Below are 10,324 nucleotides of genomic sequence, written 5' to 3' on the forward strand. Positions count from 1 at the left end.
GCCAATACCCGGGAACATTAAATGGGTTGAGCTGGGCGCCCCTCTGATCGCACCCCTGGAGGGCCACCCGCTCGCTCGGTTCTGATGCAGTGGGAGATGCAATCCGCGCTGTTAGCCGAGTTACCCAACGGTGTTAAAACAAAAACCCGCGGCAATTTCTCCCATGTTTAGTTCTTTGGCAATGTTCAAACCGCGACACTTCCACACGCATTAGCGCCATATGTAACCTGGAAGAATCTGATTCCAACCACACAATTTGTCCGCATGGACAGTTACTTACCAAGTGGCTTCACGCAGGTTAAACATGGCCTCTTCTGTCCGTTCAAACACACGACAAAATCAACCATAACCCGCTAAATAGAGCGATCAAAGCTTATATAAGGACGTAATGAGATAATTCAGGCCAACTTCGCTCACCCATACTTACACCTGTTCAGCCCCGATGCTTCTCCATAAACCGCCAAAAAATAAAGTTAATATTTCGCTCACATAAGCAGACGTTATCCAACGCATAACTAGAAGGAACATCAAACTTTCAAAGAATATTCCTCTGCCTATTAGCGATAACTCCAATAGCCCAGAGGAGAATTTCGACCACGCTCTACGCTATGCTTGCCATCCCTGCAGCCAGCTGTTGTTTTCGCCATGCGCCTCTCCCGCTTCTTTATCGATGCCCCTCTCTCTCTCGGCCAGCATGAGCTACCGGAAACCCAGGCCCATTACATTGGTCGCGTGCTACGTCATGCGGTGGGTGATGCCGTGCAGTTGTTTGACGGTAGTGGTCAGGAATTTCTTGGCGAGCTGATCGAGGTGGGCAAGAAGAACGTGCGCGTGGAGTTGCGCGAAGCCATGGCCGGCCAGGCGCCCTCGCCTCTGCATATCCACCTGGGCCAGGGTCTGTCGCGCGGTGAGCGGATGGACTGGGCGATTCAAAAAGCCACCGAACTGGGCGCCAATGAAATTACGCCAATCGTCAGCGAGCGCTGCGAGGTGCGGTTAAAGGGTGAGCGTGAGGACAAGCGCCTGGAGCATTGGCGCCAGGTAGCGATCAGCGCCTGTGAGCAATGTGGGCGGTCGGTGCTGCCAGTGATTCACCCGCCCTTACTCCTGGCGCAATGGCTGGAGCAGTGTCAGGCCGATTTGAAGTTGGTGCTGCACCCGGTGGCCGAGCCGTTGACCAGCCATGCCAAGCCGCAGTCGTTGGCGTTTCTGATCGGGCCTGAGGGTGGGCTTTCCGATGCGGAAGTAACGCAGGCGCAGGGTAAGGGTTTTCAAGCTGCACGGCTTGGGCCGCGGGTGTTGCGCACGGAGACGGCGCCGGTGGTGGCGTTGAGTGTGGCGCAGCAGTTGTGGGGGGATTTCTAACCTGCGAGTGTTCCGTAGGAGCCAGCTTGCTGGCGAAGCTTTTTGCGCTCGTGGCAATCGCGTTCGCCAGCAAGCTGGCTCCTTCGGGTTGGCTGGACCTCGCGGATCAGGAGTCTTTGAGCAAATCCGCCATATCGTCGGCATGCTCTTCTTCCTGCGCCAGAATCTCTTCAAATAGCCGGCGAGTCGTCGGGTCGTCGTTGCCGAGGAAGGTGATGATCTCGCGGTAGCTATCGATGGCAATCCGCTCGGCGACCAAGTCTTCGGTAATCATCTCTTTCAGGGTTGCGCCCGCCACGTATTCGGCGTGCGAACGCTGCGTCAAACCTTCCGGATTGAAGTCCGGCTCGCCACCCAGCTGCATGATGCGCTCGGCCAACTGGTCCGAGTGCGCCAGCTCTTGCTGGGCATGCTCCAGAAATTCGGCGGCAGCCACGCTGGCCTTGAGGCCGGTGGCCATAAAGTAGTGGCGCTTGTAGCGCAGGTAGCAGACTAGCTCGGTGGCCAGCGAAGCATTCAGCAGTTTGAGGACTTCTTCACGATCGGCCGAGTACCCCTCGGTGATCGCGCCCTCCTCAATATGCTGGCGTGCGCGCTGGCGCAGCGTGGCGACATCAGTCAGTTGTGCAACGGTCATAGTCGTTCTCCATCAGCTATTCGGTCAGTAGCGCGGGCTCTGGCGGCACGCGTCTTTGTGTACTGAGTTGTGAGTAGCGAGGCGGAGAAAAGTTTGATGTTTCGCAGGCTCTGCCAAGGCCCTGGAAACGCAACGGGCGCCACATGGGCGCCCGCAGAGAAACACGAAAACGAAGGCTTATATCAGTCCCGCATCCGCGAGCATTTGCTCAAGCGCCAACAGGTCCGGGATCTTGGCTACCGCCTCACCAAAACTCACCGCATCCAGTTCCAGCGGCGCCAACGGCACATCCGCACGGGCCAGTTCGGTGCCGACCTTCAGCGAGCGCGGAATACCCTGCACCAGCAGCGCGAGGAATTTCACGTTAGGGCGACCGCCCAGGGCGTTGATCACCGCCACCCGAGCGCCAGGGCGAATCTGTGGCTGGCCATCGGAAGCCGCTTCGAAAGACAGCAGCGGCAAGCTCAGGTCCCGCCAGGCCATCTGCCCGAGAAACCAGGCCGGCATACCAGGCGTGACCTGCGGCGCACGGTAGGGAATCAGCTCGGCTACCGCCACGTTGGGCAGCAGCAGGGTACGGTCGGCCAACGGCACCAGCAGACCGGTAATGCTGGTCGCGGTGGCAGTGTTGGTGGGGGTGACGGCTTGGCTCATGGGGAAATCCTGTCGGCGCGCTTAGGCGCACTGTGCCGCTAAATGGTTGACCAGCGTTTCCGCCAGTTCGCGCGGGTCGCCGCTGTAGCCGCTGTAACCGCCTTCACGCAGGCTGTCGGGCATGCTGGCGCACACGCAGCTCTCGGCGCGTTGGGTCCAGATCTCGCCGCCCTGACGTTTTACGTAGGCCGCGGCCGCACTGCCGTCGCTGCCCATGCCGCTAAAGGCGATCACGCCGCTCAGGCCACCGAAGTGCTGAGCCAGATTAAGCATCATCTGGTCGATGGACGGGCTGTAGGGTTCCGGCCAGCCGCGGTCAGCAATCTGCATCGCGCCGTCTTCGGCAAAACCCAGCTCATGCTGAATGGGCGCAACCACCACTTCACCGCAGCGCACCGGGTCGCCATGGCGGGCCGGGTTTACATGCCATTGGCTGTGGCGGCCCACGGCTTGCGGCAAGGTCGCTTCAAAACTGGCATCGATATGCTGGGCATAGATAAAGCCGATCGGCAGCCCACCGGGCAAGGCATCAAGAAACGCTTTCACCGCCGCCGGGCCACCCAGGGACGCAGCCAACAGCCACACCTGACGAGCCGGCGCACCGGCGGCCAGTGGCGTATTAGCCAAGGCTTGAGGCAAGTCCAGACGCGCCGGGCGCTGGGCTTCATCGAACAAGGCTTGCAGGCTCGGGCCCACGGCTTGGGTTGGGTCGCCGACCAGGCGCTTGAGCTTGCCGACCAGACGTCGTTCCCAACGCGGGTAGTTTTCTGAATGGCGCTCCGGCGCATGGCCTTCGCCAAACAGCACCGGTACGTCAGTCTGCTCCAGCAGCGTGTCGACCAGCGGCGAGTCTTCCGACTGCGCCAGGTCCACCAGCCACAAATCCGCTTCGCAGGCGGCCAGGGCTTCGGCATCGAGCCGCGCCGGGTCGCTATTGAGCACCACGTTGTAACCACTGCCGGTCAGCGCTTGCTGCAATACATGGCGTTGCAGCGATGTGTCGGCCAGCACGGCAATGCGTGCAGTCACTTTTTCGGTCATATCCGTTTAACCGGGTGTTCGGCCACCAGTTTGGCGATGGTTTCCAACAGCAGCGACTCTTGATACGGCTTGCCAAGGTAGTCGTTCACGCCAATGTTCATCGCCCGCTCGCGGTGTTTATCACCGGTACGCGAGGTGATCATGATGATCGGCAGGTCTTTGAGGTTCTGGTCGTGGCGCACCAGGTTAGCCACTTCAAAGCCGTCCATGCGCGGCATTTCAATGTCCAGCAGCATGATGTCGGGCTTGTGTTCTTGCAGCAGCGAGATGGCGTCAACACCGTCTTTGGCGGTCAGCACGTTCATGCCGTTACGCTCCAGCAGACGGCTGGTCACCTTGCGCACGGTAACCGAATCGTCGACCACCATGACCAGGGTCGGCCGTTCGACTTCCAGCTCAGCCGGCAAGGCGGCGCGGCTGACCGTGCGGGTCTGCATCTGGTTGAGCAAGTGAGCGTGACGCACACGAATGGTGGCCAGCAGGTCGAGAATCACCACCACGCGACCGTCACCGAGAATGGTCGCACCGGAAATCCCGTGCACGCCGGCGAACTGCGGGCCGAGGCTCTTCACCACGATCTCGCGGGAACCGGCCAGGGAGTCCACTTGTACCGCTACAGCGTGGTCGCTGGAGCGCACCAGAATCACCGGCAACGGCAGGCTCTGGCCAACCAGCTTGGGCTGCTGACCGTTGTTCAACAGGTCGCCCAGGTAACGCAGTTCGTAGGCCTGGCCGGCGTATTCGAAACGCGGCGCGTCCGGTGCGTAATAGGCTTCGAGCTCGTACGGCGACACCCGCACGATACCTTCGATGGTGTTCAACGGAATGGCGTACAGGTCTTCACCGGACAGCACCATCAACGCGCGGTTAACCGACACGGTGAACGGCAGACGAATCCGGAAGGTGGTGCCCTCGCCCGGCGTCGACTCGATGCTCATGGAGCCACCAAGTTGCTTCACCTCGGAGTGCACCACGTCCATGCCCACGCCACGACCGGAGATCTGCGTGACCTTTTCGGCGGTGGAGAAACCGGCTTCCAGAATAAATTGCAGGACTTCGTAATCGGTCAGGTCCGACGCGCTGTCCATCATGCCGCGCTCGATGGCCTTGCGGCGTACCGCTTCAAGCTTGATGCCGCCACCGTCGTCGGTGAGGGTCAGGACGATATCGCCACCCTCGCGGCCGAGGTTCAGGCGGATGGTGCCCTGCTCGTTCTTGCCGGCGGCACGGCGCACTTCGCCGGGCTCGATACCGTGGTCAACGGCGTTGCGCAGCATATGTTCCAGCGGCGCGACGATCCGTTCGAGAACGGTACGGTCCATCTCGCCATCGGCGTTGCCGACGATAAAGTCGACCTGTTTGCCCAGCTCGCTCGCCACCTGCCGCACGATGCGGCGCAGACGCGGCACCAGGCGGTCGAACGGCACCATGCGCGTACGCATCAGGCCTTCTTGCAGTTCGGTATTTACCCGCGCCTGTTGCAGCAACAGGGTTTCGGCATCGCGGTTACGCGCGGCGAGGGTTTCTTTCAATTCCAGCAAGTCGGAGGCCGACTCGAACAGCGCTCGCGAAAGCTGCTGCAGCTGCGAGTGACGGTCCATTTCCAGCGGGTCGAAATCTTCGTAACCGACGCGCTCGGCTTCGAGCTGGATGCGGCTGATGATCTGCGACTGGGTTTCGATATCCAGGCGACGCAACTGGTCACGCACCCGGTCGATGGTCGCTTCCATCTCGCCGAGGGTGAAACCGAAGTCGCTCACCTGCTGCTCGACACGACCACGGAAAATCGACGTTTCACCGGCCAGGTTTACCAGGCCTTCAAGCAAGTCGGCCGGTACTTTCACCAATTCTTGCGGAGCACGGCGGGCGGCGGCATCGAGCGCAGCTTCCTGCGCACGGCGCACGAATGGCAGCACTTTGGCTGCCGCCGGGGCGTTGGAAAACTCGCTGGCAGCCACAATCGGGTTGGCCAGGGTGTGCAGGGCCGGCAGTTTGCTTGGCGCCGGCGCTTCAGGCTCTGGCGTCTCGTGGCTGGCGTGGGCCAGTTCGGCGGCCAGATTGTCGTTGACGCGCTGGCGCAGTTGATCGAGCTCGCCTTGCAGGCCTTCGAAACCAGACTGCACATCGAGGAACAGGCTTTCCGGCCACGGCGCGCCTTGTTGCTGCGCTTCGGTCAGGTGCTGTTCCAGGTCGTGGGTCAGGTCGCCCAGGCTCTTCTGCCCGGCCAGACGTGCACCACCTTTAAGGGTGTGCAGGATGCGCAGCATGTCGTCGACCGCATCGCCGTCATCGCGCTTTTCTTCCCAACGGCCGATGGCGCTTTCCATGCTTTCCAGCAGGTCGTCGGCCTCTTCCAGAAAGATATCCAGAATGTCGTCGTCTTCTGCGTCCTCGACGGCTGCTTCTTGGGCAGCGGCAACCAGGTGCACGCTGGAGGGCATGCTCAGTTGTTCGTCGGGGTTGGCGCGAAAGCGTTTGATGGTCTCGATCAGGTCTTCGCCGCTTGGCACGTGGCGCTTGTCGCGCACGGCTTCGAGCATGACCGCCAGACGGTCGTGGCAGCTTTGCAGCAGCCCGAACAGGCTCGGGCTGGCGCGCAGGCGGCCGTCACCCAGGCCTTCGTAAAGGAATTCCAGCTCGTGGGCCAGGTCACCGATTTCGCGGATTTCGGCCATCCGTGCGCCACCCTTGAGGGTGTGCAGGTCGCGCTGCAGGGATTCCAGTTCGAGGCTGTTGTCGAGGTCATCTTTCCAGCGCTGCAACGCGGCACTGGAGCTGTCGATAATGTCGAAACCTTCTTCCAGGAAGATTTCCACCAGCTCGGGATCGCGGTCGTCATCGAACGCGGTCGGCGCTGGCGCTTCATATACCGCCGGCTCGGGCGCGGTGAATTCCACCGGCTCGGGTTCAGCTTCGGGCTGGGCTTCAGCGATCAGTTCCGGCTCAACAGTCAGCTCGGCTTCGGCTTCCAAGTCGCTCAGCTCGACGCTTTCAGCTTCAGGCGCGGCTAGCTCGATTGCAGGCTCGTCGATTTCAAGTTCCGGCAGTGCCGCATCAAGCTCGAACGCTTCGGCCTCCGGCAACGCTTCATGCATTTGTTCAGCGCTGAGTTCCGGGGTCGCGGTCACGTCTTCGAAGCTGATCACTTCCGGGTCCAGCTGGTCTTCATCCAGCTCAACCAGCGGCAGCGCTTCCAGTTCGTCTTCGGCGGCAATCAGCTCGGCTTCCGGGCTTGGCGCTTCGCCGAGCAACTCAATCTCGACGGGCTCCAATGGCTCGTCAAAGTCTTCGAGAATCACGGCAGCGGCAGACAGGCTCTGAGGGCCGCCCTGGCGGAAACTACGGATGTCATGAATCAGGTCAGCCGGGTCATGCAACGGCTGGTTGGCCTGTAGTTGATCCAGCAATACCGCCAGCTTGTCGTGGCTGCGGTGCAGCAAGTCCGCCAACACCGGCGAATAGCTGTAACGGCGATCGACCAGGCCTTCGTAAAGGGTTTCCAGCTCGTGGGCCAGGTCACCGATTGGGCGAATGGCGGCCATGCGCGCGCCACCTTTAAGGGTGTGCAAGTCACGCAGCAAGGAGGACAGGGCCAGATGGTTGTCCGGCTCGCCGAGCCAGCGCTCCAGCGCTTGCCCGGAGCTTTCGAGAATATCCACCGCTTCTTCGAGGAAGATTTCCACCATCTCGGCGTCGAGCGGGTCGGCTTCGGCTACCGGGGCTGGCGTGGGCTCAGGGGCCACGGCGAGCGGTTCCAGCGCAGGCTCAATGGCGGCCAGATCTTCGACGGCTGGTGACAGGTCTTCTACCGGCAACTCTTCAACCGCAGCCAGTTCTTCCACGTTCGGCAGCGAGTCGAAGTCCGACAGGTCGTACTCGTGTTCGGGCTCTTCTACAGCGGACTGGTTGTTCCACTCAGCCATTTCCAGTTCGGAGGTGGCGGCGTCCAGCTCGACGATATTCAGCCCGGCTTCGCCACCGGGGCTGAGCAGTGCCAAGGTTTGCGGGTCCAGGGCTTCAGCCATCAGTTGGCGCAGGGCTTCGACGCGTTGCGGCTCGGCACTCACCTGCAGGCCGGCGGCCACCTGATCCATCATGCTGATCAGGGCTTCGTGGGCTGCTTCGGCTTCACTGAAGAAGCGCTCGCTAACGGCAAGGCTGCCTTCTTCGACGGCGCCGTAGAGGTCCAGCAGGGCCTCGCACAGTTCATCGATTTGCGGCAGTTCGGCCATCTCGGCGCCGCGGCCCAAGGTGGTCAGTTCATCCAGCAGGGCGCTGAGTTCCTGGCGCTCGGACGGGTGCTCACGCCATTTACGCAGCAGGTCTTCAGCGTCCAGCAGGATATCCATGCCTTCAGACAGGAAGATGCCGATCAGTTGCGGGTCGCGCTGGTCGCTGCCCTGCAGGTCCTGGCGCGCTGCCTGCGCGGCTTCCAGACGTTCCTGATGCAGCTTGTTGACGCGCTCGAGGAACTCGGCGGCGCCATCAATCGGTGCCAGCGGGCTGGTTTCCAGCTGCTCCAGACCACGACGGAACAGTTGCTCGGCGGTATGCAGCAGCTCCGCTTCGGCCAGGTCCATCGGGATCAGGTTGGTCTTGAATTCCTTCGCCAGCTTTCCAGCGGCGTGGCAATTTCGGCAATCGGCAGAATGCCGGCCATATGCGCACTGCCCTTGAGGGTGTGCAGGGCACGCTGCAGGTTATCGGTGATTTCCTGCGGCAGCTCCTGGGCGCAATCGGCGAGGAAACCGACCAGGGTGTCCAAGTGGGTTTCCGCTTCGTTGCGGAAAATCTCGATCAGCTGGGGGTCCAGCGCTTCGATGTCGGCGGCCGCCGTAGCAGAAGATGCGCCCACGGCGTCGGCTGCCTGCTCAGTCACCGGGGCTTCAGGTTTTGGGCTGCGTTGGCCTTTGGCCAGGGCATGGGCGGTGGCGGCCAGAGCATCCACGTCGTCACGTTGACGTTGGGCTTTGGCGGCGAATTCATCGACCAGCGCCGGCATCAAAGTGACCACATCGGCGATCACTTGCTGCACGTCGTCATCGGGCTGAATGCTGCGATCCAGCACGCGGTTGAGCAGGTTTCAATCGCCCAGCCCAGCTCGCCAATGATCAGCGCGCGTACCAGCGACCACTGCCCTTGAGGGTGTGGAATGCGCGGCGCACTTCGGCCAGCGCGGCTTTGTCGTCGGTATTGGCGCGCCACTTCGGCAGGTACTCGGCGATGGTTCCAGCACTTCGCCTACTTCTTCGATAAGACTTCCAGCAGGTCTTCGTCGATGGGCTCTTCGCCTTCGGGTGGCGGCAGCAGGCTGGGTGGTACGTCCTGGGCGGGCGGGTTGATGGCCTGCACCGGGGTGGCCATGACGTCCGCCATGGACAGCGGTTTTCCAGCGGCGCGGCAGGGGTGCCTGCGGCTCGGCTTGCGGCAGATCGACTTCCGGCAATTCCAGCTCAGCCAACTGTGCTTCGTTCCAGTCGGCCGGGTTGTCGTTGAGATCGCCCGACAGGTCGTCTCGCGTCAGCTCTTCGAGGCCTGCGTCTTCAAGTTGAACTCTTCAGTTCCGACACTTCCAGGTCGTGCTGCGCAGCTCAAGACTGTTATCGGCATTCCACTCCAGCCCTGTTTTTCCAGTGCTGTTTCTTCCAGCGTCAGCGGCTCGTCGGTGAGGTCCAGGCTTGGCAGCTCGGCGAGGTCTTGAACCTCATCGAACGCACTCAGCTCGACCACTTCACCCGGCGCTGCCGGCAGGTCTTCGAGGGTCCAGCTGTCTTCCAGACTCAGCAGGGTTTCGGCGTCGCCTTCACGCGGCGTGGTGTTTTCCAGTTCACCGAATTCCAGGCTCAGCTCGGACTCTCGGCTAACGGCTGCGGCTCGGTAGCCAGCGGCAAATCTTCCAGCGAGAACTCAATGCTGCCCGCATCGCCGCTTTCGGCACGGCAGGGGTATCGACCACCGGCAGGTCTTCGAGGTTGAAGCTTTCTTCAATCACGCCGAAGTCGGATTCAAACGACGATTCCGCTTCAAATGCGGCGGTATCGACAACCGGTTCGGCCTCAACTGGCTCATCGCCCCAGCACATCGATGTCGTGCATCGGGTCGGCCAGCGGCGCAAAGGCTTCTGGCTCGGGCTCGACGCGATCGAGGATCGACGCTTTTCTTTCAGCGGATAACCGAGGGCTTCCAGGCTTTCCTCGGCGACGTCGAGAATCAGGTCGCCCTGGCCGCGTGGTCTTCACTCAGGCGTTCGAGTAGTACTCGACGCTGGTGATGGCATCGGCCGGGTGTCCAGGCTCTGCAGTTCGGCACGGCTTTGCGCGCCAGCAGTTGTTCCTGGATATAGCGGTTGCAGGCTTCAGCAAGGCGCTGCACGCTCCAGCGGAATCATCGCCAGGCCGCCACGGGCCTGGGTCAGCAGCTCTGGCACGCGGCCAGGTGCTCGTGGTTCCACTGCGAGCATAAATTCGATGATCGCGTCTTTGGCCTGTTCCAGGCCGTTGCGCGCTTCCTTGATCACCAGCTGGTGATCTGCGCCCGGTCGGTGGTGGGCAAATGGCTTTCTTCGCGGCGGCCATCATCGGCCGGGCCGACCATACCGGCCAGGGTCGCTTCCACATACAGCAGCGC

Annotated in this window: 4 protein-coding genes and 1 pseudogene; 1 reads left to right on the top strand and 4 read right to left on the bottom strand. The window is 61.6% G+C overall.

Annotated features, from left to right (window positions below):
* Nucleotides 1-645 precede the first annotated feature (645 nt).
* Nucleotides 646-1,365, top strand: coding sequence for a 16S rRNA (uracil(1498)-N(3))-methyltransferase (locus AC0V2S_RS06305; protein WP_475508979.1), 720 nt, complete (start codon nt 646-648; stop codon nt 1,363-1,365).
* A 106-nt stretch (nt 1,366-1,471) separates the two neighbouring features.
* On the opposite strand, the gene AC0V2S_RS06310 is transcribed toward AC0V2S_RS06305, so the two are convergent.
* The 4 genes and pseudogenes from AC0V2S_RS06310 to AC0V2S_RS06325 all read right to left on the bottom strand — a co-directional run.
* Nucleotides 1,472-2,002, bottom strand: coding sequence for a ferritin-like domain-containing protein (locus AC0V2S_RS06310; protein WP_475508980.1), 531 nt, complete (start codon nt 2,000-2,002; stop codon nt 1,472-1,474).
* A 177-nt stretch (nt 2,003-2,179) separates the two neighbouring features.
* Nucleotides 2,180-2,656 carry a chemotaxis protein CheW gene (locus tag AC0V2S_RS06315; RefSeq protein WP_475508981.1) on the bottom strand — a complete coding sequence of 159 codons (477 nt, stop codon included), beginning with the start codon at nt 2,654-2,656 and terminating at the stop codon, nt 2,180-2,182.
* 21 nt (nt 2,657-2,677) lie between these two features.
* Nucleotides 2,678-3,697 carry a chemotaxis protein CheB gene (locus AC0V2S_RS06320; protein ID WP_475508982.1) on the bottom strand — a complete coding sequence of 340 codons (1,020 nt, stop codon included), beginning with the start codon at nt 3,695-3,697 and terminating at the stop codon, nt 2,678-2,680.
* Nucleotides 3,694-10,324 (bottom strand): annotated as a pseudogene (locus tag AC0V2S_RS06325) (hybrid sensor histidine kinase/response regulator); the annotation flags it as partial. The gene AC0V2S_RS06320 and the pseudogene AC0V2S_RS06325, both read right to left, overlap by 4 nt.

This window comes from Pseudomonas sp. CC11G (genome assembly GCF_056174845.1).